Source organism: Halomonas sp. BC1 (assembly GCF_002078135.1).
Lineage (GTDB): Bacteria > Pseudomonadota > Gammaproteobacteria > Pseudomonadales > Halomonadaceae > Vreelandella > Vreelandella stevensii.
The window spans coordinates 217,887-239,686 of sequence record NZ_LFGS01000004.1 but is presented as its reverse complement, the minus strand read 5'-3'; the positions used below and the strand labels follow the sequence as shown (position 1 = coordinate 239,686).

Annotated in this window: 20 protein-coding genes; 17 read left to right on the top strand and 3 right to left on the bottom strand. The window is 63.5% G+C overall.

All coding sequences use genetic code 11. The features are described 5' to 3' along the window. Positions 1–70: 70 nt before the first annotated feature. The 6 genes from B7L72_RS02665 to B7L72_RS02640 are packed head-to-tail and all read left to right on the top strand — an operon-like array spanning position 71 to position 7,231. Positions 71–736 (top strand): alpha/beta hydrolase, encoded by a 666-nt coding sequence (locus B7L72_RS02665; RefSeq protein ID WP_081192386.1) that lies wholly within the window; start codon positions 71–73, stop codon positions 734–736. A gap of 49 nt (positions 737–785) precedes the next feature. Further along, the gene (locus B7L72_RS02660) at positions 786–1,475 is read left to right on the top strand and encodes a hypothetical protein (RefSeq protein WP_081192384.1); all 690 of its coding nucleotides are present in this window, start codon (positions 786–788) and stop codon (positions 1,473–1,475) included. Beyond that, the gene (locus B7L72_RS02655; protein ID WP_081192382.1) at positions 1,472–2,962 is read left to right on the top strand and encodes a complex I subunit 5 family protein; all 1,491 of its coding nucleotides are present in this window, start codon (positions 1,472–1,474) and stop codon (positions 2,960–2,962) included. The genes B7L72_RS02660 and B7L72_RS02655 overlap by 4 nt, the downstream gene beginning before the upstream one ends. Beyond that, entirely contained in the window at positions 2,959–4,464 is a 1,506-nt protein-coding gene (locus B7L72_RS02650; RefSeq protein WP_016916385.1) for a complex I subunit 5 family protein, read from the top strand. Before B7L72_RS02655 ends, B7L72_RS02650 begins: the two co-directional genes overlap by 4 nt. Continuing rightward, entirely contained in the window at positions 4,461–6,230 is a 1,770-nt protein-coding gene (locus B7L72_RS02645; protein WP_081192380.1) for a proton-conducting transporter transmembrane domain-containing protein, read from the top strand. The genes B7L72_RS02650 and B7L72_RS02645 overlap by 4 nt, the downstream gene beginning before the upstream one ends. Then, positions 6,227–7,231 (top strand): YihY/virulence factor BrkB family protein, encoded by a 1,005-nt coding sequence (locus B7L72_RS02640; RefSeq protein WP_081192378.1) that lies wholly within the window; start codon positions 6,227–6,229, stop codon positions 7,229–7,231. Before B7L72_RS02645 ends, B7L72_RS02640 begins: the two co-directional genes overlap by 4 nt. A 69-nt stretch (positions 7,232–7,300) precedes the next feature. Here the strand turns inward: B7L72_RS02640 and B7L72_RS02635 are convergent, their stop codons facing one another. Both B7L72_RS02635 and B7L72_RS02630 read right to left on the bottom strand, forming a co-directional pair. Beyond that, positions 7,301–8,710, bottom strand: a complete 1,410-nt coding sequence (locus B7L72_RS02635) for a PhoH family protein (protein ID WP_016916388.1) — start codon at positions 8,708–8,710, stop codon at positions 7,301–7,303. A gap of 204 nt (positions 8,711–8,914) precedes the next feature. Beyond that, a complete protein-coding gene (locus B7L72_RS02630) occupies positions 8,915–9,784 on the bottom strand; it encodes a LysR family transcriptional regulator (RefSeq protein WP_016916389.1) in 870 nt (289 codons plus the stop codon). Positions 9,785–9,893: 109 nt separating this feature from the next. Between B7L72_RS02630 and B7L72_RS02625 the strand changes: the two genes are divergently transcribed. The 8 genes from B7L72_RS02625 to B7L72_RS02590 all read left to right on the top strand — a co-directional run bounded on the left by B7L72_RS02625 (position 9,894) and on the right by B7L72_RS02590 (position 18,477). Then, on the top strand, positions 9,894–10,757 hold the full coding sequence (locus tag B7L72_RS02625; RefSeq protein WP_016916390.1) for a cation diffusion facilitator family transporter: 864 nt from the start codon (positions 9,894–9,896) through the stop codon (positions 10,755–10,757). A gap of 100 nt (positions 10,758–10,857) precedes the next feature. Further along, on the top strand, positions 10,858–11,127 hold the full coding sequence (locus B7L72_RS02620; protein ID WP_016916391.1) for a hypothetical protein: 270 nt from the start codon (positions 10,858–10,860) through the stop codon (positions 11,125–11,127). Between the two features lie 179 nt (positions 11,128–11,306). Next, on the top strand, positions 11,307–11,774 hold the full coding sequence (gene ybaK / locus B7L72_RS02615; RefSeq protein WP_081139034.1) for a Cys-tRNA(Pro) deacylase: 468 nt from the start codon (positions 11,307–11,309) through the stop codon (positions 11,772–11,774). A gap of 267 nt (positions 11,775–12,041) precedes the next feature. After that, on the top strand, positions 12,042–13,439 hold the full coding sequence (dbpA, locus tag B7L72_RS02610) for an ATP-dependent RNA helicase DbpA (protein WP_081192821.1): 1,398 nt from the start codon (positions 12,042–12,044) through the stop codon (positions 13,437–13,439). A gap of 20 nt (positions 13,440–13,459) precedes the next feature. Then, a complete protein-coding gene (locus B7L72_RS02605; protein ID WP_081139037.1) occupies positions 13,460–14,317 on the top strand; it encodes a PA4780 family RIO1-like protein kinase in 858 nt (285 codons plus the stop codon). A gap of 108 nt (positions 14,318–14,425) precedes the next feature. Then, positions 14,426–15,469, top strand: coding sequence for an AbrB family transcriptional regulator (locus B7L72_RS02600; RefSeq protein ID WP_081192376.1), 1,044 nt, complete (start codon positions 14,426–14,428; stop codon positions 15,467–15,469). 48 nt (positions 15,470–15,517) lie between these two features. Continuing rightward, positions 15,518–17,410 (top strand): ABC transporter ATP-binding protein, encoded by a 1,893-nt coding sequence (locus B7L72_RS02595; RefSeq protein ID WP_081192374.1) that lies wholly within the window; start codon positions 15,518–15,520, stop codon positions 17,408–17,410. Between the two features lie 59 nt (positions 17,411–17,469). After that, on the top strand, positions 17,470–18,477 hold the full coding sequence (locus B7L72_RS02590) for a zinc-dependent alcohol dehydrogenase family protein (RefSeq protein WP_081192372.1): 1,008 nt from the start codon (positions 17,470–17,472) through the stop codon (positions 18,475–18,477). 156 nt (positions 18,478–18,633) lie between these two features. On the opposite strand, the gene B7L72_RS02585 is transcribed toward B7L72_RS02590, so the two are convergent. Beyond that, on the bottom strand, positions 18,634–18,897 hold the full coding sequence (locus B7L72_RS02585; protein WP_016916399.1) for a hypothetical protein: 264 nt from the start codon (positions 18,895–18,897) through the stop codon (positions 18,634–18,636). Positions 18,898–19,034: 137 nt separating this feature from the next. Here B7L72_RS02585 and B7L72_RS02580 point away from each other — a divergent pair, with 137 nt between their 5' ends. Genes B7L72_RS02580 through B7L72_RS02570 form a run of 3 tightly spaced genes read left to right on the top strand, consistent with a single transcriptional unit; the run spans position 19,035 to position 21,798 of the window. Beyond that, the gene (locus B7L72_RS02580; RefSeq protein WP_081192819.1) at positions 19,035–20,201 is read left to right on the top strand and encodes a hypothetical protein; all 1,167 of its coding nucleotides are present in this window, start codon (positions 19,035–19,037) and stop codon (positions 20,199–20,201) included. Between the two features lie 8 nt (positions 20,202–20,209). Further along, positions 20,210–21,040, top strand: coding sequence for a mechanosensitive ion channel family protein (locus B7L72_RS02575; RefSeq protein WP_081192370.1), 831 nt, complete (start codon positions 20,210–20,212; stop codon positions 21,038–21,040). Next, on the top strand, positions 21,037–21,798 hold the full coding sequence (locus B7L72_RS02570; protein WP_016916402.1) for a hypothetical protein: 762 nt from the start codon (positions 21,037–21,039) through the stop codon (positions 21,796–21,798). The genes B7L72_RS02575 and B7L72_RS02570 overlap by 4 nt, the downstream gene beginning before the upstream one ends. The last annotated feature ends 2 nt before the right edge of the window (positions 21,799–21,800 follow it).

The window sequence follows — 21,800 nt, the reverse complement described above, 5'->3', positions numbered from 1 at the left end:
GGGGAAGGACTCGCCCAACGCGCCGCTTTACGCTAGGGTGGCGCTTTTGATAGCCACCAAGGAATGCGACATGACAGCTCCAGGCGAACTGATTATCGAGCCGCAACATGGTCAACCCGCCGATGCGTGCGTGTTCATCATTCATGGACTCGGTGCCGACGGGCACGATTTCGAGCCGCTGGTGCCTGCGCTGGCCTTGCCGGAAAGCGCCCATGTGCGCTTCATCATGCCCCATGCGCCGCGCCTGCCGGTGACCATCAATGGGGGCATGGTGATGCCCGCCTGGTACGACATTCTGGCCATGGACCTGGGGCGCCGGGTGGACGAAGTGCAGCTTAAAACCTCCGCTGAGCGTATTCAGGCGCTGATTCAGGAGCAGATCGATCAAGGCATCGATAGCCAGCGCATCATCGTGGCGGGGTTCTCTCAGGGCGGCGCCGTGGCTTATCAGGCAGCCCTCTCGTTTCCCCAGCCATTGGGCGGATTGCTGGCGATGTCGACCTACTTTGCCACCGCCGACAGCATTGAACTGGCCGAGGCCAACCGCCATATCCCCCTTGAGGTGCATCATGGTAACTTTGACCCCATCGTGCCTGAAACGCTTGGCCGCTCTGGCGTCGAGCGTCTCAAGGCACTCGGTTACTCGGTGAACTATCGTCAATATCCCATGGCCCACGCGCTCTGCCCGCAGCAGGTCAACGATATTGGCAGGTGGTTGAGCGAACGGCTCGCATAGCACGGCCTCCTTTTCGCTGGCCAATGCACAGGATAGGCGGGGGCACTTCATGATGTCGGTGGATATATTGGAAGCTGGGCTGGCGCTCTGCCTGGTGGCAGTGGCGCTTGACTGTCTGTTGGACCGCCACCTGCTGCGGACCTGTCGGCTGTTTTTGCTGTTTACGCTGCTGATGAGTCTGGCCTGGTGGCAGTGGCAGGCGCCCTGGCTGGGGCTGATGGAGCTGGTGCTGGGCGGCGCGCTCACCGGCGGCAGCTTCTTCTATGCCCTGAAGGCATTTCCCTCGGCTCACCCGGAGGCTGCCCACTACGACCGAGTGCAGCACGGGGCCGGGCATGTCATTAGCCGTGGGCTGCTGGCGCTGGCGTGGAGCGTGATGATCGGCGCCGCGCTGCGCTATCTCTTGCCCGACATGGCCTACTCGTTGAGCGAACACCCCTTGATGCTGGCGGCGGTGGTCATGGTCTCGGCGGCCATGGGGGCTTTTGCACTGCATCGACATTGGCTGCGTCGGCTGATGGCCTTCAACGTTCTGGGGTCGGGTGTGTTTCTGCTGTTGGCAGGCATGGCGGGCCCCTTGCCCAATGCCCAGGCGCTGATTGGCGTGGGCTTGCTGATTGCCTGGCTGGGCACCCTGCTGGGCGTGCTGTTGATACGACATCTGCTGCAGCTGGAAGGGGTGTCGGCGCTGGTCGATGAGCCGTCAGACTCCCAGGCAACCCGTGAGGCTTCACAATGAGCTGGCGTTTTGGCTTGTATGACAGCGCTCTGGACCCGTTGTGGTCAAGCCACTGGGCGCTGCTGGTCGTTCTGCTGCTACCTACCCTGATAGGCCTGCTGGGGGCCTGGTTGCGTCCCGCGCGCATGGTGCCCATCCTGCTGGCCTGTACGCCGGTGCTGGTGGCGGGCCTGTGGCTGGTCATGGATGCCCAGCAGGCGGGCGTGTTGCGCTGGCAGTGGCAGCTGGCAGGGGTGGATCTGGCGCTGCGCTTCAGTGGCGTGAGCGGTTTCATGCTGCTGATTACCCAATGGGTCGCGCTGGCCGCCGCGCTGTATACCCCCGGGCACCTGGCGCTTTCCCGGCCTGGCCCTCAGGGGCGATGGCTGTGGCCGCTCATGGGCGTTCTGGTGAGCACGCTGTCGTTGATCTGGATGGCGGCCGATTTGCTGACGCTCTACGCCGCCTTGGAGCTAATGGGGCTGGCCGCCGTCGGCATGCTGTTGCTGTCGGGCAAGGGCAGTGCGCTCAAGGCCGGTATGCGCTACCTGCTGCTGGCCCTGGTGGGGTCGTTGGCGTTCCTGCTGGGCATTGCCCTGCTGCTGGGGTACTGGGGGGAACTGACGCTGATGGGCCTGGCCCAGGTGGTCGAGCCAGGCCCGGTGAGCTGGATTGCGGCGGCGCTGATAGGCGCGGGGCTGGCGCTGAAGGCGGCGCTGTTTCCGCTACATGGCTGGCTGACCCCGGTGCACGAAAACGCTTGGACGCCGGTGAGTGCACTGCACGCGGCGCTGGTCATCAAGGCCTCGCTGTTCATTCTGCTGATGGTGTGGAGCGTGCTGCTGCCCGATACCCGGCTGGCCCCGCAGCTGGTGGGCTGGCTGGGGATGGCGGCCATCCTGTGGGGCGGGCTGGTGGCATGGCGGGCAGCGTCGCTGAAAACCCTGATCGCCTCGTCCACGGTGGGCCAGCTGGGCTATTTGATGGTGGCATTTCCGCTACTGCTGGGGCCGCAAACCTCGCCACTGCCCCAGGCGCTGGCCTGGGAGGGGTTCTGGCTACAGCTGATGGGGCACTCGCTGGCCAAGGCGGCGATGTTCCTGGCGGCCGGCAATCTGCTGCTGGCCACCGGCAAGAGCGCTCTGCAGGCGCTGGCGGGCACCAGCCGCCGACTGCCGCTCTCGCTGCTGACGTTCGGCATCGCGTCCATCACGCTGATGGGCCTGCCACCCAGCAGCGGTTTCACGGCCAAGTGGCTGCTGCTGCAGGCCATGGTGCTCACTCAGCAGTGGCTTGCCGTTGCCGCCCTGTTGGTGGGCACCCTGCTGACCGCGGCCTATGTGTTCAGGGTCTTTCGCTACTCGTTCGATGAAACCGCACCGCGCCATGACTACCAGCCGTTGGCACCGGGCATGGATGCGGTGGCACTGGCGCTCGCCCTGGCCGCGCTGCTGCTGGGTCTGTTGGCCCACTGGCCGTTGGCCCTGCTACAAGGAGGTGGCGCATGAACGCAGCCTGGTTACCGCTGACCACACTGGCGACCTCTCTGCTGGCCGCCGTGGCCATCTTTGCGCTACCCGAAGAGGCGCGGCGCTGGCGTACCGGCATCAACCTGCTGGCGGCGGTCAGCAAGATCGTGCTGGTCGTGCTGATGGTCGGGCGCGTGGCGGAAGGCTACGAGGACACGTTCAGCTTCCAGATTGTCGAAGGCGTCGATTTCGTGCTGCGCGCCGATGCGCTGGGCGTGATGTTTGCCGGGCTCTCATCGCTGCTTTGGCTGTGCACCACGGTGTATGCCATTGGCTACCTGGAGCATGCGGCCAACCGCAAGCGCTTCTTTGGCTTTTTCAGCCTCTGCGTGGCCAGCACGCTGGGCATTGCGCTCTCCGGTAACCTGTTTACCTTCCTGATCTTCTATGAACTGTTGACGCTGTCGACTTACCCGCTGGTAGTGCATTCGGGCACCGCCAAGGCGCTGGCGGCAGGGCGCGTGTATTTGCGTTACACCCTGACCGGCGGGGTCGTGCTGTTGTTGGGGGTCGTGCTGCTGTATAGCCTGACAGGCGACCACTCCTTTGCCTCCGAGCGGGGGCTGTCGCCTTACCTGACCGACCACCGTGGCCTACTGACGCTGATCTTCGCGCTGCTGGTCGGCGGCCTGGCGGTCAAGGCGGCCATGGTGCCGCTGCATGGCTGGCTGCCCAGAGCCATGGTGGCGCCTGCGCCGGTGAGCGCGCTGTTGCATGCCGTGGCGGTGGTCAAGGCGGGGGCCTTCGGCATTCTCCGCGTGATCTATGACCTCTACGGTATCGAGCTGAGCGTCGAACTGGGGGTGACCACGGCCTTGGCCATCGCGGCCTCCATCACCATCATCTACGGCTCGCTGAGGGCCATCGCCCAGCAGGAGCTCAAGCCACGACTGGCCTTCTCGACCATCAGTCAGGTGTCGTATGTGATTCTGGGGGTCAGCCTGTTTGGGCCTTTCGGCACTATCGGTGCGCTCGCCCATCTGCTCCACCAGGGGCTGATGAAGGTCACGCTGTTTTTCTGCGCGGGCAACTACGCCGAAGAGCTGGGCATTCACCGCATCGATGAGATGGACGGTGCTGGCAAGCGCATGCCGCTGACCAGTCTGGCCTTTACCGTGGGGGCACTGGGCATGATCGGGCTGCCGCCCATTGCGGGGTTCATCACCAAGTGGTACCTGGGCATTGGCGCCATTCAGGCCGAGATGTATTGGGTGGTGGCGGTACTGGTGACCAGCAGCACGCTGAACGCCATTTACTTCCTGCCGATCCTGCATCGACTCTGGTTCCGGCAAGGGCCCGGTCACGGGGTGGGTGCGTGGCCCAACGAGCAGCGTCTGGGGCGCCTGGAAACCCATGGCTGGCTGTTGTGGCCAGCCGTGTTTACCGCGCTGGCCAGCCTGGGGGCCGGGTTGCTGGCAGGCTTGCCGTTTAGCCCCCTGGACTGGGCAACGCGGGTGGCGGTAGGGGAGTATCTACCATGATGACGACACTGCTGCTGGTCGTGGCCTTGCTCTGGCCGCTGTGCGTGGCTGCCGGGGCGGTATGGCATGCCTACCGCACCCCGTCAGCGCAGCGGCGCTACTGTTCGTGGCTGTGGGTCAGCGCCGCCTGGCCTGCGTTACTGCTGGCTTATATGGGTGAAGGCCGTTGGGTGCTGGAAGCCTGGATGCTGGGGGGCTGGTGGGAGCTGAATGCGCTCAGCCGCCCCTGGCTGGCCTTCAGCGCGCTGCTATGGAGCCTGGCAGCGCTGCATGCCCGGGGCTACTTTGCCGCCGAAGAAGCCTTGGCCCGAGGGGGCGATGACGACGCCCAGCGGCGCTTGCAGCGGTTGACGCTGCTGTGGCCATTGGCCCTGCTGGGCAACGTCCTGCTGATCCTTGCCCAGGACATTGCCAGTTTTTACCTGGGCTTTGCGCTCATGACCTTTGCCGCTTACGCGCTGGTGGTGCATAGCGGCAGCGCCGAGGCACGGCTGGGGGCTCGAGCCTACCTGATCCTCGCCGTGCTGGGCGAAGGGCTGATTCTGGGGGGGCTGCTATGGGCGGCTGGCTCCATCGACACCTTGACCCTGGAGGGCGTTCGCGAGGCCATTGCCCGCTCGGAGCACGGTGCCTGGATGGCACTGCTGCTATGGCTGGGGTTTGGCGTCAAGGCCGGGGTGGTGGGGCTGCATGTGTGGCTTCCGCTGGCCCACCCGGTCGCCCCTGCGCCTGCCAGCGCGGTGCTCAGCGGTGCCATGATCAAGGCCGGGCTATTGGGCTGGCTGAACGTGCTGCCCTTGGGCGAGTCGGGTCTGGCACCTGAACTGGTACTGCTGGGCCAGACCATGATGGCGCTGGGGCTGGCCGCCGCGTTCGGGGCTGCCCTGTATGGTGTGTGGCAGCGTCACCCCAAGGCCGTGCTGGCCTATTCGAGTATCAGCCAGATGGGTATGCTGACGGCGTTGGTAGGCACCGGGTTGACGGTGCCTCAGGCGTGGCTACTGCTGCTGCCCGGGCTGGTGCTGTTTGCGGCCCATCATGCGCTGGCCAAAGGGGCGCTGTTCATGGGGACCAGCGTCAGCGAACACATGCCCCGCTGGCGCGTACCACTTGTGTTTGCGCTGATGGCGCTGCCGGGCGTATCGCTGACAGGTGCCCTGGCTGCCGGGCTGGTCAGCAAGTGGGGAGTCAAGTCAGTACTTTACGATGCCCAACTGACCACGCTGGTGCTGTTGCTGACCTGGGCGGCCGTGGGCACCTCGCTGCTGGTGAGCGTTTGCCTGTGGCGGCAGTGGCAGCTGCGCAAGAGCGGGGGCAGCCACCCCATGCAGTGGGGCGCCTGGTTGGCCGCCGTGGTGGCCGCGCTGGCCACCCCGCTGTGGCTGCCGCTGCACGGTGCCGAGGTGCCGCCGTTGGCCGAGTGGGCCGGGATCGTCTGGCCTTTCCCGGTGGGTCTGTTGGCGTTGGTGGTAGCACTTTCCCTGCGCCAGCGTGTGAAAGTTTCTCCACCGCCAGCGGGCGATCTATGGTGGCTATACGCGCCGCTGGCAGGCTATGCCCTGCAGGGCTGTCAGCGCTTCAGTGATACGCTGGGGCGCGTCAAAGCTGCGTCGGTGGCGCGCGGTCTGGCTTTCGAGCGCGCTGTCATGCAACTGCTCAGGCGAAGCCTGGATGCAGAGCCCTGGCTGCGCCAGCACGGCAGCGGGTTGATGATGGCCATGGCCGTGCTGCTGGCGCTACTGTTGATGTGGGAGGGGCTGGCATGAGCAAGCCGCAGACGGGGTCGCAAGCATACCAGGAAGACCGAGGGCGTCAGGCCGTGACGCCGGATGACATACCCCGACAGGGCTGGCTGGATATCGGCTGGCGCGTGTTGAGGGCGGCCCGCCGAGACCGGGTGACCATGTACGCTGCCTGCGTGGCGTTCTACGCCTTGCTGGCGCTGTTCCCCACCATCGCCGCCGTGATTTCCATCTGGGGGCTGCTGTTCGACCCGGTAGAAGCAGGGCGGCAGCTTTATGAAATCAGCCGTTTCATGCCGCCCGATGCGGCCAACCTGATCGACCAGCAGGCCCAGGAGGTGGTGGAAAGTGCCCAGCGTGGCAACGTCATGGCCGCCCTGGCTGGGTTGCTGGTGGCCATGTACATCGCTTCCAAAGGAGTGTCGGCGCTGGTGGTGGGGCTCAACGTGGTTTACGGCGAGCGTGAGAAGCGGCCCGCACTGTTGCGCCTGGTCGTGCTGGTGGCGCTGACGTTCGGGCTCATCGGCATGACGCTGGTGTCGCTTGGGTTCATTGCCGTGGTGCCCATGCTGGTGGAGTGGCTGATGGTGGAACCGCCCTTTGACAGGCTACTGCAGTGGCTGCGCTGGCCAGCGCTGCTGGTGCTGATGAGCCTGCTGATTGCGCTGCTGTATCGCTTTGCACCGTACCGTCGCGCGGCCAAGTGGCGCTGGCTGAGCTACGGCACGCTGCTGGCTACCGCTACGTGGCTGCTGGGATCTGGGGGGTTGTCGCTTTACGTGCGCTACTTCTCCACGTTCAGCGAGCTCTACGGTTCACTGGGCGCCGTAGTGGCGCTGATGCTGTGGTTCTGGATGTCGGCTTTCGTGGTGCTGCTGGGGGCCGAGATCAACTGCGAAATGGAGCGCCAGACCTACCAGGACACCACCACTGGCGAGCCGCGCCCGCTGGGTGAAAGAGACGCCTTTGCCGCGGATACGGTGGGCGTGAAGACCCCCTGGCAGGATCGCGACTCTCAGGATTGAGCAGCGGCGACCGCCCAGCCAGGCTGGGCGGTCGTGGGTTGGAGGGTGGGTGGGGACGTTAGCGGCTGTTCAAAGCAGCTCTTCTGCTGCCAGTGCCAGCCGTGAGCGCTCGACGCTTTTCAGCGTTATGTGACCTGCATGGGGCCAATCCCGGAACCGCTCCACCACGGCGGCCATGCCGCAGGTATTGGCGGTCAGGTAGGGGGTGTCGATCTGTCCCACGTTGCCGAGGCAGACGATCTTGGTGTTACGCCCTGCTCGCGTCACCAGCGACTTGAGCTGCTTGGGCGTAAAGTTTTGCGCCTCGTCGATGATCAGAAACGTATCGTTGAGCGTGCGCCCGCGCATGAAACTGGGCGAGCGGATCTGCACTCGCGAGCCGATCAGCTGCCGCGTGGCACCGTTGTCCCAGCTCGACTCTCCCTCCTCGTTGCGCAGCAGGTTATCCATATTGTCATGGAAGGCCCCCATCCACGGCGACATCTTTTCCTCTTCCGTGCCCGGCAGAAAGCCGATGTCTTCGCCCATGGGAATGGGGGCTCGAGTGAACACGATGCGCTCGAAGTGTTTGCTGTCCAGGGTCTGCTGAAACGCGGCGGCCAGGGTCATGAAGGTTTTACCGGTGCCCGCATTACCGGCAATGGTCACCAGGTCGATCTCGGGGTCCATGAGCAGGTTGAGGGTGAAGTTCTGGCGGCTGTCATGGGCGTGCACCCCCCAGACGCCCGCGTGGTGGCGGTAGTTGGTAAGCAGCTGCAAGCGGGCAGAGGAGGGCGATAGCTCCCGAACGATGGCTTCGAATTCCGCGCCGTTTTCGCTATCCGACACCAGCATGCCCACATGCCAGTCCCGGGGCATGGTGCCGCTGAGCTGGTAGAAAGTGTGGTGCGCGACGCGCTCGACATTGACCTCCACGTTGAGACTTTCCCAAAGCGAGGCACCGCCCAGGCCTGCGGCCTCGTACACCTTGGCCCCTTCGATCATCGCATCGCTATCGGAGAAGGCGCGGTCGTTGAGGTAGTCCTCGACGGGCACTTTCAGCGCGGCAGCCTTGACGCGAAGATTGATGTCCTTGGTGATCAGAATCACCGAGGCATCCGGGCGCTCGTCACGCAGGCGGCAGGTCTCTGCCAGGATGCGGTTGTCGGGACTGTCATCCAGCGCGTCGAACGGCTTCAGGTCGTTGTAGCATAAAAAGTGCAGCCGACCGGACTCCCCGCTGATACGCGGAATGGGGATGCCTTTCTGGATTTCATCGAAGGTGACCTGATTGGTCAGGTCGGACAGGGTGCGGCTGATCTGGCGAGCGGTGCGGGCAATTTCACGGATGCCGTTCTTGTGCTTGTCCAGCTCTTCAAGCACGGTCATGGGGATGACCACATCGTGCTCATCGAAATGATAGAGCGCGGCGGGGTCGTGAATCAGGACGTTGGTATCTAGCACATACAGCCTGGTGGCTTTCTTATCGAGTCGTACCATCGCGGAAACTACTCCTTGGTTGACGGCAATACCGACACTGGCAGATGCTCTTTACGCTTGGATGACACTTACCTGTGCCGCTTCGCTAGCGTGTCCTGCTCCTCCTTGTTAAGTACTTGCTTATAGCGTGGAAGGCTTTGGCCATTTTCGCCACAGCGTTATTTCAACGCAGTCATTGATCCATATTGCGATGACGTTCGAGGCCTAGCGGGTCGCGCTCAGAAAACGCGTAACGCTGGTCAATAGCGCGGTGGCTACCACGCCAAGGCTTTCTCCCTCCACGTAGCGGTAGTAGTGGCTCTCCAGCGCCAGGTCATGATTGAGCGCGCAGAGCTGGCCGTTGGCCAATGCTTCTTTGACCAACGGGTAGGGCAGGAGTGCCCAGCCGGTGCCGTTGATCGCCGCATCACGGATCACCTCGAACATCGTCAACCCCAGGTAGTTGGTCGAAAACAGCGCTTCGCTGACCAGCCTGTCGCCCTGGTCGAAGGTCAGGCACACCTGCGTGTACTGGGCCAGATCATCTCGAGTGACGCTGGGCAGGCGGCTGAGCGGGTGATCGGCAGCGGCCACCAGGCTCATGCTGACCGGTGCCAGATGATTGGCCTTCACCGTGGTGCCCTCGGCGGTATACAGGCCGAAAGCGATGTCCACGGTTTGGCGCACCACGAACTGCGGGTGCTCTTGCGGGGGCAGCAGGTACACCGAAATGGCGGTCAGCGGGTAGCGCTGCTTCAGTTCGTGCATGACCTGACGCCAGAAGGCTTCGGGCAGCGCATCGTCGCGGGCAATGCACAGCTGGCTCTCGACGCCTTGCAAATGCTGCTGGCAATGCTTCTTGATCCGGCTGGCACTGGTCAGCAGGCGGTAGCAGTCCGGCAGCACGCTTTCGCCCACCGCCGTGAGCTGCAGGCTGTTGCCCGAGCGTTCGAACAGCGCCACCCCCAGGCTATCTTCCAGGGCGTTCACGGCCGCACTGAGCGTGCTGCGTTTCATGCCGGTATGCCGAGCCGCCGCCGCAAAGGAGCCGTGTTCGGTCACTTCGATAAACGCTTCCACCTGTTCTGCGCGCATGATGTTGCCTTCCTGGGTGCCAATAATATTGGCGCTGAGCGATTGGTTTAACGTAGCAGGTCTCCCTATGATACCCCGCGCTATACCTACTTTTCATGGAGCAATTCGCGTGACCCCCTTCATCGCAGAGCGCCGTGCGCTCAGATTTTCCGCTATTTCTGCCAGTCTGTTCGCGTTTACCGGCCTTGCGCTCGGTCTGGCCAGTGGCTCGATCACGATACTCTTCGACAGCGGCTATTCGCTATTAAGTTTAGTGCTGGCCTCGCTGTCGCTGTTTGCCCTTCAGCAGGCGCGCAAGCCCGCTGATGATCACTACCCCTTTGGGCGGCTGACGGTAGAGCCGTTGGCAGTGCTGCTCAAAGGCGTGGTGATTGCCCTGGTCTGTCTGTTTTCGCTGGTCTCGGCGCTGTGGAGCCTGGCTCAGGGAGGTCGCCTGGTGACCCTGGACCTGGCTCTGATCTTTGGGGTGGTCAACGTCACGGGGTGTCTGGTGACGTGGTGGTGGCTGGCGCGTCATGCGCGGGTTGCCCAGTCTTCGCTATTGAATGCCGAGCTTCGTCAGTGGCAGATGGATACCTGGCTGAGTGCCGCCGTGATGCTGGGGTTCGCGCTGACCTGGGGGCTGACGTTGACGCCCTGGGCGCATCTGGCACGCTTCGCCGACCCGGTCATGGTGCTGATTATCGCGGGCTATTTCCTGCCCATGCCGATTCGCATGGTCAAGGATGCCTTGCGTGAGCTGATGTTCGGTGAGCCCGTGGGCAGCGTGCGTCAGGAAGTGATTCAGGAAGTGGCGGATTTCGATATTGCCGACGACGATGTGCGCCTGGCCCAGGTGGGCAGTTTCCTGATGGTGGATATCCAACTGGACAAGCAGCAGATCGATGACGCCGAAGAGATCGTGGAAAGCGTCGAACAGCACTGCAAGCAGCGTAATTTGCGCCCGGTCATGAGCATTACACTGGTGACCTGAGCCCGCATCAAAAAAGATTGACGGTGGCGCTGGGCGAGTGGTATCTAGCGCTACCGACAACTGGTGTCGGTTTATCACTGCTTGTGAGGGTTGTAAAAACATGCCATTGCGCCGCTGTTTGCCCGTACTGCTGGCTACCGTCCTGGTGGCTGGCTGTGCCAGTAATACCGTTGCCCCCCGTTACACCACGGATAACCCGGACGTCATGCGTATCGGTGGCGAGCGCCCCGCCAGCGCTGACCCGCGCACGGAAGATGCAGGCTCCTACTGCCTGGAAACCACCGAGCGCTGGAACGAGCACGGCCGCACGCCGGATGGCCAGACGCTATGGGCCAAGGATACCCTGCGTCGCGTGGTGCCTTGCCCCTGAGCGAAGGCACCTAAAGCCTCGCGCCAGCCTGCGTGCTGGCGCGGTACTCACGCTTCGCGTTTTTGTGGTTTCCCCTTGCGTGGCGTGCCTGCCTGTCGGTTGACTGCCAAAGCGTTGGCACGCTATTAAGTTTGGCAGTAGACGATGAGATGTCCACCGCTTCAACTCACGAGACCTCCATGACCCCGGCCATCAATAGTGCACGGCAAGCAGGCATTGCCTTTCAGGTACACGACTATCCACATGATGCAGCGGCCACGTCCTACGGCCTGGAAGCCGCCGAAAAGCTGGGTGTTTCACCGGCACAAGTGTTCAAGACGCTGGTGGTCAGCCTGGATGGCAAGCAGCTGGCCGTGGGGATCGTACCGGTCGATTGCCAGCTGGGGCTGAAGCAGATTGCCAAGGCCGCAGGGGCCAAGAAGGCGGCGATGGCAGCGCCGGAAGCAGTGGAGCGCAGCACCGGTTACGTGCTGGGCGGCGTCAGCCCGCTGGGCCAGAAAAAGCGTTTACCCACCTTCATCGATGCCTCTGCAAAGGCGTGGCCCACGCTGTATGTCAGTGCCGGGCGCCGCGGGCTGGAGATCGAGCTCTCCCCCGATGACCTGGCGGCCTTGAGCCAAGGGCAATTCGCGGCGCTCTCCGCCTAGGCTTTGTACGAAAACTGCCTACGCTCGCCCATACGGCGTTAAAAATCGGCTCGTGCGCGAGTCCGATCAAAGTACTCATTTACACCTTGTAAACTCCGTCTTTTCGCCGATTTTTGCCTTGTCTGGCCATCGCTCGCCGACTTTTCGTACAAAGCCTGACGCCATGCCAAGGGCGGCCCGCTCCCAGTCAGGCAGGGCAGGGCGCTTTCTGGTATGGTGCTTCACATTATCGAATCGCTGGGCCTTATGCCCCTTCAGGAATTTCTTGTGTCAGATACCTCTTTTGCATCTCTTGCGCTGTCGCCTGCGCTGCTTGCCACGCTGGACTCCCTTGGCTATCACCAGATGACGCCGGTTCAGGCGCAGAGCCTGCCGCCCATGCTGGCGGGCCGCGACGTGATGGCCCAGGCCAGGACCGGCTCGGGTAAGACCGCCGCGTTTGGCCTGGCGCTGCTCTCTCAGCTCCGGGTGGAAGCGTTCAGCGTGCAAGGGCTGGTGCTGTGCCCGACCCGGGAGCTGGCAGACCAGGTAGCCGAAGAGCTGCGCCGTCTGGCGCGCGGCATGGCCAACGTGAAAGTGCTGACGCTGTGTGGCGGCGCCGCCTTTGGCCCGCAACTGGCCTCCCTGGAGCACGGTGCGCATATCGTGGTGGGCACGCCGGGGCGCATTGACGAGCACTTGCGCAGAGGCTCGCTGACGCTGGGGTCACTGACCACCCTGGTGCTGGACGAAGCCGACCGCATGCTCGATATGGGCTTTCAAGCCACCATCGACGACATCATTGCCGACACGCCTGCCGACCGCCAGACGCTGCTGTTCAGCGCCACCTTCCCGGACGAGCAGTCGACCGAAGGCCTGGCCATCATGACACGGGGTGTCATGCGCGACCCGGTCAGCGTCAAGGTGGAAGAGACCCACGATGCCACCACCATCGAGCAGCACTTCTACGCCGTGGCCAACGACGACGCACGCTTTGCGGCGCTGAAACAGCTGCTGCTGGCCACGCGCCCCACCACCAGCGTGGTGTTCTGCAACACCAAGCGCGAAACCCAGGCGGTGGCCGATAGCCTGGTCGATGCGGGTTTCAGTGCGGTGGCCCTGCACGGCGACCTGGAGCAGAAGGATCGTGATCGGTTGCTGGTGCTGTTCGCCAACCAGAGTGCGTCGATTCTGGTTGCCACGGACGTGGCCGCCCGTGGACTGGACATCGCCCAGCTGGATGCCGTCTTCAACTACCAGATCGCCCGCGAGCTGGAGGTTCATGTTCACCGGGTCGGGCGCACCGGGCGTGCCGGTGCCAGCGGTATCGCCTGCACGCTGGTGACCCCGCAGGAGCAGTATCGCCTCGAACGCCTTGCGGAGCTGCTGGGCGAGCCGCTGACCACCGAGCCGCTGCCCAAAGCGTCCGACAGCACTCCGTTCGAGCCACCCATGGCCACGCTACAGCTGGCAGGTGGCAAAAAAGACAAGCTGCGCCCTGGCGACATTCTGGGCGCCTTGACCAGTGAAGGCGGCCTGCGGGGTGATCAGGTGGGCAAGATCAAGGTACTGGCCCGCAGCGCTTACGTGGCGGTGGAGCGCGGTGCCGTTCAACGCGCCCAGGCCAAGCTGGAGCGGGATAAACTCAAGGGGCGTGCTTTCCGAGTGCGCCGCATTCGTCACTAACAGGATCAGCGCAGCAAGCCATGAAAACACCCAAACGATTACAGCCCCTGGTCGACGATGGCCTGATCGATGAGGTGCTGATGCAGTTGATGAGCGGCAAGGAAGCGCAGGTGTACGTCGTACGCTGTGGTGACGAGACGCGCTGCGCCAAGGTCTTCAAGGAGGCCAAGCAGCGCAGCTTCAAGCAGGCGGTGCAGTATCAGGAAGGGCGCAAGGAGCGCAACAGCCGCCGCGCGAGGGCCATGGCCAAGAAGACCCGCTACGGTCAGAAAGAGCAGGAACAGGCGTGGCTCACCGCCGAGGTGGACGCGCTGTATCGTCTGGCCGCTGCCGACGTGCGGGTTCCCAAGCCCTATGGTTTCGTGGATGGCGTGCTGCTGATGGAGATGATCACCGACGCCGCAGGCGACGTGGCCCCGCGCCTTGACGATGTCACCCTGACCCACGAGCAGGCGCTGCGCTATCACGCCAAAGTGATCCAGGACGTGGTGCGTATGCTGTGTGCCGGTCTCATCCACGGCGATTTATCCGAGTTCAACGTGCTGGTGGATGCCGACGGCCCGGTCATCATCGACCTGCCCCAGGCGGTGGATGCCGCAGGTAACAACAGCGCCGCCGCCATGCTCGAGCGCGACGTCAACAACATGCGCGCCTATTTTGGCCGTTTTGCTCCGGAGCTGCTGGACACCCACTACGGCAAGGAGATGTGGGCGCTCTATGAGTCCGGCGAGCTGCACCCCGAAAGCCAGCTGACCGGCCACTTCGAGTTCGACAGCCACATTGCCAACGTGGCAGAGCTGATGGAAGTCATTGACGACGCCAAGGAAGAAGAAGCCGAACGCCTGGCGCGCCTGCGCGGTGATGACGACGAAGACTAGCCGCCGATATCGTGTACACTAGGCTATCCATTAGCAGGGTAACGACATGCGCGGGTGTCGGCGGCCAGTCGCCGGTGCTTGAGTAGGTCACGTTTCAGGGAGGGGCGCGTGAAGGGAAGTCGTTTCAGTGCAGCAAGTGCCAGAGCGCTGGCTGTGTCGCTGGGTGTCGGCGCCCTGGGCGGCCTGCTGTTTCAACTGCTGAACCTTCCCCTGGCCTGGATGCTGGGCCCGCTGGTGGCCAATCTGCTGGCCTCCGCCAAGGGCGCCAGCGTTGCAGTGCCCGAGCCGCTGCGCAACGTGTTCCTGGCCGTCATGGGGCTGGTGCTGGGCAGCCAGGTAACGCCGGAGCTGGCACATCGTGTGCTGGACTGGCCGCTGTCGGCGGCGCTGCTGCTGCTCGGGGTGGCCGCCTCCACGGCGGTGGCCTCGGCCTGGTACCGGCGCTGCGGGTTCGACCCGGTGAGCGCCTGGTTTGGTGCCGCTCCGGGCGCGATGACGGCAATGATTCTGCTGGGCGAAAAGTGTGGTGGTGACCCTCAGCGCATCGCCGTTGCCCAGTCGCTGCGCATTATTCTGGTCATTCTCTTCCTGCCACCGCTGTTCTGGGCCTTTGAAGGGGGCGAAGGCTCGTTGGGGCCAGCCGCTTCGTCGCTGGAACACGGCTGGATGCTGCTGACCATTCCCCTGCTGATACCGCTGGGCCGCTGGCTGCGCATCCCCAGCTCGGCGCTGCTGACTCCCTTGCTCATGGCCGCCCTGCTGTCGGGGCTGGACATGGCCAGCCTGGCGCTGCCCCAGTGGGGCATGAACCTGATGCTGTGGGTACTGGGCAGTGCCATTGGCTCGCGTTTCCAGGGCATGACCCGCAGGTTGCTGGGCCGCTACCTGTGGCAATCGGGCGTGGCGACCCTGCTGGCCCTGATGGCCCTGGCGGTATTCGCCGAACTCATTCATCGTACCGTGGGGGTGGGCCGAGATGTGGCGCTGCTGGCGCTGGCCCCTGGCGGCATCGGTGAAATGGCGATTCTGGCCGTTGCCCTGGATATCGACCCGGTCTTCGTGGCATTTCATCACCTGCTGCGCATGATTACTCTGATGGTGTTCGCGCCGTTCTGGGCGCGCTGGCTGTTGAGCCGCCGCCGAGCGCACTGACAGACGCCATTCGGCTCTCTTCAAAGGCTCCTTCGTCAAGGACTTCCCATGTTGTCACGCCTGCTGTTGCCGCTGTTCCAGTTTTTTGAACGCCGCGTAAACCCCTACCCGGAAGGTGAGGTGTCGACGCCTCCCCACGGGCTGCTGCCGTTTATCTGGCACTTTTCGCGGCCAGTCTGGCCCTGGCTGCTGCTGATGTCGCTGATGACTGCCGTGGTGTCAGCCGCCGAGGTGATGTTCTTCAGCTACATGGGCGAGCTGGTGGATTGGCTGGGCCGGGTCGAGCGGGCCGACTTCTGGGCGCAGCACGGGCTGTGGCTGGCGGGCGTCGGGCTGGCGGTAGTGGTCGGGCTGCCCCTGCTGGTGCTGGGCCAGTCGCTGATCACCCACCAGAGCATTTTTGGCAACTACCCAATGATCGGCCGCTGGCTCTCGCATCGCCACATGCTGAGCCAGAGTCTGGCGTTCTATCAGGACGAGTTTGCCGGGCGCGTGTCGCAGAAAGTGATGCAGACGGCGCTGGCCGTGCGGGAGACCGTCACCAAGGTCATGGACCTGATGGTCTACGCCATCGTCTACTTTACCGGCGCGGCGATTCTGCTGGGGCGGGCCGACCCCTGGCTGCTGCTGCCGCTGGGTGCCTGGCTGGTGGGCTATCTGGGCATCATGCGCTACTTCGTGCCGCGCCTGCGGGACGTTTCCATGGCCCAGGCGGATGCCCGTGCGCAGATGACCGGCCGGGTCGTCGATAGTTATAGCAACATTCAGACCATCAAGCTGTTTGCCGACACCCAGCGCGAAGAGCGCTACGCCAAGGATGCCATGGAAGGCTTCATGATCACCGTACACCGTCAGATGCGGCTGGTCACGGTGATGAGTGTCTGCCTGACGCTGCTCAATACGCTGCTGCTGGTCGGCACCGCCGGTATGGCCATTGCGGCCTGGTTCCTGGAGGCGATCTCGCTGGGGGTGTTGGCCATTGCCATTGCGCTGGTGATGCGTATCCGCTTCATGTCGGACTGGATTCTCTGGGAGGTCGCCGGGCTGTTCGAGAATATCGGTACGGTGCAGGATGGCATGAACACCATCGCCCAGCAGCCGACGGTCAAGGATGCCCCCAACGCCAAGGCGCTGAGCGTGCCCAAAGGCGAAATCGTCTTCGACGCCCTGCGCTTCCAGTATGCTCAGGCCAAGGGGCAGAGCCGACACGTGTTCGACGGGCTGAGCCTGACCATTCGGCCCGGCGAGAAGATCGGCCTGATTGGCCGCTCCGGGGCGGGTAAGTCGACCCTGGCGAACCTGCTGCTGCGTTTTTACGACCTGCAGGGAGGGCGCATTCTGATCGATGGTCAGAACATTGCCGAGGTCACCCAAACGTCGCTGCGCCACCAGATCGGCATGGTCACCCAGGACACGTCACTGCTGCATCGCTCATTGCGCGACAACATTCGTTACGGCAGCCCGCAGGCCAGCGACGACGATGTGTGGCAGGCGGTGTGCCGCGCCCATGCCGATACGTTCGTTCATGATCTGGTCGACCCGCAGGGGCGCCGGGGCCTGGATGCCCATGTGGGCGAGCGGGGCGTCAAGCTCTCCGGGGGCCAGCGTCAGCGCATCGCCATTGCTCGGGTACTGCTCAAGAATGCGCCTATTCTGGTGCTGGACGAAGCCACCTCGGCGCTGGACTCCGAAGTGGAGGCCGCCATTCAGGAGCAGCTGGATGCTCTGATGGAAGGCAAGACCGTCATCGCCATTGCCCATCGGCTTTCGACCATTGCCATGCTGGATCGCTTGATCGTGGTGGATGAAGGCCGCCTGGTAGAGAGCGGCACCCATCAGGAACTGCTGGCCCGCAACGGCATTTACGCCGGCCTGTGGCAGCGCCAGTCGGGCGGTTTTTTGGGCAATGACCTTGATTCTGAACAGGCGACCCCCATGTAGCCGTAGAGAGTCAATACTAGACCGGTCGCCTATTTTTGGCGCATGCAAAGGAGATAATGATGCAAGCCATACAGCTACGCGCCCCCGGTGGGCTGGACCACCTCGATGTCGTCGACCTCGCTGCGCCCGGCGAGCCCGGCCCAGGCGAGATCAAGGTGCGCCTGCACGCCAGCTCGCTGAACTTCCATGACTATGCCGTGGTGGCGGGGATGATCCCTGCCGCTGATGGCCGTATCCCCATGTCGGATGGGGCCGGGGTCGTGGAGGCCGTGGGCGAGGGAGTAGAGGAGTTTGCCGTCGGTGATGCAGTGGTCTCGACGTTCTTCCCCGATTGGCTGGAAGGCCCCGCTCGGGTAGGCGATTTTGCCACCACACCCGGCGATGGCGTCGATGGCTATGCCCGTGAGCAGGTGGTGCGTCCGGCCAACTGGTTCACCCACCAGCCGAAGGGTTACAGCCATGCCGAGTCCGCCACGCTGACCACGGCGGGGTTGACCGCCTGGCGTTCACTGGTGGTAGACGGCGGGCTGAAAGCGGGCGATAGCGTGATGGTGCTGGGCACCGGGGGCGTCTCCATCTTTGCTCTGCAGTTTGCCAAGCTGATGGGCGCCCGGGTCATCGCCACCTCGTCGTCCGATGCCAAGCTGGAGCGCCTGCGTGAACTGGGCGCCGAGCACACCATCAACTATCGTGACACGCCGGAGTGGGGCAAGCGCGTGCTGGAGTTGACCCACGGTGAAGGGGTCGATCACGTGGTGGAAGTCGGTGGGCCGGGCACCTTGCCGCAATCCATCGACGCCGTGAAAATCGGCGGGCACATTTCGCTGATCGGCGTGCTGACCGGCCGTGAAGGCGAGGTGCCCACGGCAAAGCTGATGGCCAAGCAGGCACGTTTGCAGGGGCTGATCGTGGGCAGCCGCCGCCATCAGATGGAGATGATCAAGGCGATCGAGGCAGCCAATCTGAAGCCGGTGATCGACCGGGAGTTTGCGCTGGCCGATATCGCGGATGCGTTTCGTCATCAGGAGTCTGGCAAGCACTTCGGTAAAATCTGCCTCAGCTATTGATCGGGTGACCGCTTGATCGAAGGCAAAGTGATCGAACCCGAGCAGATCAAGCCCGTGTCAGATAGCGACAAGCACAACGCCCGCCACTATGGCGGGCGTTGGTGGCGGGCGTTGTGTTTCATACCAGCGAAAAGGGAATGACGCTGAACGGGCTCGCTACGCTTTGCAGCTGAATACCACGCCCTTGACCTCGAGCTCCCAGATATCATCGTAGGGCACGGTGACACCATCTATATCCCCGGGGTCACCGGTGCTGTTCTTGATGAAGGTCTCCGGGATCACTTTGACCCCCGTCATACCCACATGCTGTATGCGCGCGCTGAACCGATTACCGTCTTGTTCGATCAGCACCCGCTCCCCAGCAATGCACTTCGCAAGCTTCTCGTGTAGCTCTTCCCTGGTGACGTCAACCACGCTCATCGTTGCCTCCTGCGCATCGCTCATCAATGTATTGGCCTTATCCTAACGACTTTATTCTAGACGATAAGTTCGGCTATCTGCGTGGTCGTACGTGGGGCATGCTAATCTTGATCTACTTTACCGGCGCGAGGCGCGATATGGATCAAGGCCCGACGAATGCAGCGCCAGCTCCGTGGGAAGTAGTGGAACTGGAAGCCTTTCAAACACCGCAGCATACCCAGGCCAGCCAGTGGCAGCGCAGTTGGCGCGTGGCCACTGCCTGGATGCTGGGAAACCGTGCTGACAGGCGTCAGGCGGCACTGGAGAGTGAGCTGCGCGCCTTGCCGGAAGTGAAACTCGCCCACTGGGCGCCTCCGGTGGATTGGACGCCTGCCGCGATGAGCTTGCATCGGGCGCTGGCCGCCTATCAAGAGGCACCGCTGGTGCTGTTCGTGTCGCCTCCCCACGGTGGGCATGCGGATATCGTTGGCCACTGGGCGGGCCAGCACGGCATCGAGTGCCTGGAGGTGCCTACCTTTGCCGAGCGCATGGCTGGAGAGCTGGCGTGGGTAACGGCGGCTGCCCCGGCAAAGCGCTGGGCCATTCCGGCGCTGGAGCGGCATTTCCTGCGTCATGCCTACGGTTTGCAGGGCGTGCGCGCGCTGGTGGAGCGTGCCCAGGGCGGGCGGCTGGGGCAGGGCGTGTTGGGGTGTGATAGCTGGAGTTACGCCTTTCTGAAGCAGGCCGTTGGGCTGGAAGGGGTTCCCGTGTTGGCGCTGCAAGGGCTAGAAGGCGCACAGCTGGCGGACTATTTTTCCCAGGCTGCAGGCCAGTGCCCGCCCGTTTACAGCACCCGTACTCGCCAGCCCGTGCTGGAGGACTCCCCCAAACAAAAGGGCGTGTTCAAGGAGCTCCAGCAGTTGGCGGCCCATAGTCGCGGCCACCTGGGAATTGCCTGGCACTATTGGCGTGAGCGCCTGCGTGAACCGGCCGAGGACGCCCGCGCTCACTCGGGCAACCGTTCCGATCATGGCGAAACATCGCTATGGCTGCTGGATACGCTGGCGGATGCGGAGCTCCCCGCCGACACCGGCGATCTGGCCACCCTGCTGCTGCACACCCTGTTGATCCATGGGGGGCTGGAGGATCAGGCGTTGGCCCACGTGCTGCCTTTCTCGGAACACGAGATAGTGAGCGTTCGGTTCGCGCTGGCCAGTCGCGGCATGCTGCACTGCCATCAGGGGCGGTGGCAGGTAGCACCCTTGAGCTACGCCAGCGTTCGGCAACTGCTGGAATCGAGACACTACCTGGTAGACCCGCTTTAGGAGCCCCCATGGACGATCACGAACAGTATGCCCGCCTGTTTAACGAACTCGACAGCGAAGCCTTCATCACGCTGGGGCTGCTGCTGGCAGGTGCCATCGTGCTGATCATTGCCAGCCAGCGGGGGCTCAACTGGCTGGCCAATCGGTTGCATGGCCCGATCAGGTTTCGGGTTTTTGCGCTGGTGCCACTGACGCGTCTGCTGATCCTGATCACGGTCCTGGCCGTTGCGGTGCCCATCGTCATCGAGCCCTCTTTACGCAACATGGTGACGCTGTTGGGGGCCATAGGCCTGGCCATCGGTTTTGCCCTGAAGGAGTATGTCAGCAGCCTGATTGCGGGCGTGGTCTCTGCCGTCGAGCTGCCCTATCGGCCCGGAGATTGGGTCAATATCGAAGGCACCTACGGAGAGGTCAAGCATGTGGGGATGCGTACGGTAGAGATTCAAACGCCGGACGATGATCTGGTGGCCGTGCCGCACTTGAAGCTTTGGGATTCGGCCATCTACAACGCCAACAATGGCGGCGCCAGCCTCCAGTGTGTGGCCAGCTTCTACCTGCACCCCGAGCACGAAGGCGGCTGGGTGCGCCAGGCGCTGCGCGACGTGGCGTTGACCAGCGCCTACCTGACGTTCGACAAGCCCATCATCGTCGTGGCCGAGGAGAAACCCTGGGGAACGCACTATCGCATCCGTGCTTATCCCGTCGATCCGCGTCAGCAGTTCCTGTTCGTGACCGATTTGACGGTACGCGGCAAGGCGATTCTGAGCGATGCCGGTATTCGTCCCGCGCTACTGTCCCCTGAGATGCTGATGGATGCCCAGGGCGCGGGGCGGACATGAAGGCGCAGGACGAGAAGCTCTACATCGGCTGGGACGTGGGCGGCTGGAATTGCGACCATAACCCGGCCAGCCGAGATGCGCTGGTGGTACTCGATGCGTCACTGACCCTGGTGGGAGCGCCCTGGCGGGGCAATCTGCGCGAGACGCTCAATGACGCCGCCTCGCCTGGTGATCTGATCACGCGCCTGTTGGGGCTCTGCCAGCACATGGCGGACGGTGGTGAACGGGTCTTCATGGCGGTGGATACACCACTGGCGCTGCCGCAGGCACTGCTGGCCCTGGCCAGAGGGGAAGCCGTCGCGGCACTGGGCCGCTCTCAGGAAAATCCCTATCTCTACCGACACACCGAGCGTTGGCTGTTCGAACGTGGCGTCACGCCGCTATCGCCCATCAAAGACATGATTGGCAGCCAGGCCACCAAAGGCATGCACGTGCTGGCGCGTTTTGCGCCGCATAGCGTGGCGTGCGGTCAGTGGCAGAGCGAGCAGGGGGAGCTGACTGTCGTGGAGGGGTATCCATCCCCCGCCAAACGCTCCAAGGGCTTTGCCGCTTTGCGCCAGCGCTGCGTGATCCCGGCCCAATGGCAGGCGGTGCTGCACCAGCCCACCCCCCGCCAGCAGGACATGCACGATGCATGGCAGTGTGCGTTGCTGGCCTGGGCACTGGAGCATGCGCCCCAGCAGGTTGCCTGGCCGCCAGCGGAGATGCCGACGGCCGAAGGGTGGATTTTCGTTCCTGATGATGCGCTGAAGGGCTAGCC